This window comes from Pricia sp. (genome assembly GCF_041745955.1).
Lineage (GTDB): Bacteria > Bacteroidota > Bacteroidia > Flavobacteriales > Flavobacteriaceae > Pricia.
Window position 1 is genome coordinate 1 of the sequence record NZ_JBGTHY010000462.1, and the last position, 1,667, is coordinate 1,667.

Below are 1,667 nucleotides of genomic sequence, written 5' to 3' on the forward strand. Positions count from 1 at the left end.
TTGGCGATGATGCCCTCGAAGCTATCCTCGGTGCGAATTATTCCACCTTTACTGGCCACCGCTTGTATGTTGGCAATACCATCGACGGATTTGAATTCCGGGTAAAAATCCTGATCTAACGAAACTGGCACCACGGAAACGTCCGAGGCATTGTTGTCATAATTCGAGATTTGTATGTGCCCGTTGAACGCCGCCACTTTCTCCCGGATCTTATATTTCAGCCCTACGCCCGTGGAGATGGCAACCAGCATCATAACCACACCTAAAGCGATAGCCGCGATCGCTATTTTTATTATCGGTGCGGAAATACTAACTTTATGCGCTGCGCCCTTGATAAGGCGTTTGGCCAAGAAATATTCAAAATTCAATCCAAGGTTTTTATCGTGAACACAGTTAATGTCAAAAGTACGTTTTTCATTTTGTTTTTGGGAGTCTGCGCCTGTGGAAACCCATCTAAATCCGAGAAGGCCAAGCCGGAGATCGCGTTAGTCGAAACGGATTCCCTTGTTCCGGAGCCGGTCATTGTTGCCGCCAATAGAACAGAGGAATATCTCTTGCTACTCAAAGGGAAAAAGGTGGGTGTGGTGGCGAATCAGACGAGTGTAATATTTAGGGAAGTAGCGGATATGGACCCTGCATCACCGGTAGGCAGCCAAGAACCTAGAGATACGACGGATTATGGGACACCGATGATCGATGAAAATATACCGGTGACAGATGACGGAAAACAAGATTCGGAAAACCTCTCTAGGCGGCAAGCAGACAATGAACAAACCAAACACAATAGAGCTACCTCGTTGGCAGACACGCCCGAAACACCTTACACGCATTTAGTAGATTCCCTATTGTCGTTGGATGTGGCCATCAAAAAAGTCTTCGCCCCCGAGCACGGCTTTCGCGGAGAGGCGGATGCAGGTGAAAAAGTAAAAGATGGCGTGGATGCAAAAACGGGACTGCCCTTGATTTCCCTCTATGGAAAAAATCGGAAGCCTTCCACGCAACAATTGAAAGACCTTGATATTGTACTTTTCGATATTCAGGATGTCGGAGTACGTTTTTACACCTTTTTGGCCACACTACAATTGGTCATGGAGGCCTGTGCCGAAAATAATGTGCCCATCATTGTTCTCGATCGGCCCAACCCCAACGCGAACTACGTGGACGGCCCCACCATGGAAGCCGCGCATACCGGCTTTTTGGGCATGAACGAAATTCCCCTAGTCTACGGCATGACCATCGGCGAGTACGCCAAAATGATCAACGAAGAAGGATGGCTGGAAGGTCAAAGAAAGGCCGACCTGACCGTAATTCCCTTAGAAAACTGGACCCACAATACCGAATATCACTTACCGATACGGCCATCGCCCAACCTGCCCGATGATACTTCCATTACCCTATATCCCAGTTTGGGGCTTTTTGAAGGCACAAATGTCAATGCCGGTCGGGGCACCGAATTCCAGTTCCAGCGCTACGGGGCTTCCTTTTTAGATAGCACTCAATATAGCTTTACATATACACCTTTACCAAATTTCGGTTCTAAAACGCCGAAAGAAGAAGGCAAAAAATGCTTCGGTAAAGACTTATCCGAAGTACCGAGAATGCAAGAAGTTTCGCTGCAATGGGTAATCGATGCCTACACCAATGCCGTTGACAAAACCAAAGTCTTC

General features: G+C 47.6%; 1 protein-coding gene and 1 pseudogene. One reads left to right on the plus strand and one right to left on the minus strand.

Annotation, left to right across the window (positions count from 1 at the left end; all coding sequences use genetic code 11):
* A pseudogene (locus ACEW8S_RS16330) lies at positions 1-368 on the minus strand (ABC transporter permease); the annotation flags it as partial.
* 15 nt (positions 369-383) lie between these two features.
* Here ACEW8S_RS16330 and ACEW8S_RS16335 point away from each other — a divergent pair.
* On the plus strand, positions 384-1,667 hold a 1,284-nt coding region (locus ACEW8S_RS16335; RefSeq protein WP_373519185.1), incomplete at its 3' end, for an exo-beta-N-acetylmuramidase NamZ domain-containing protein.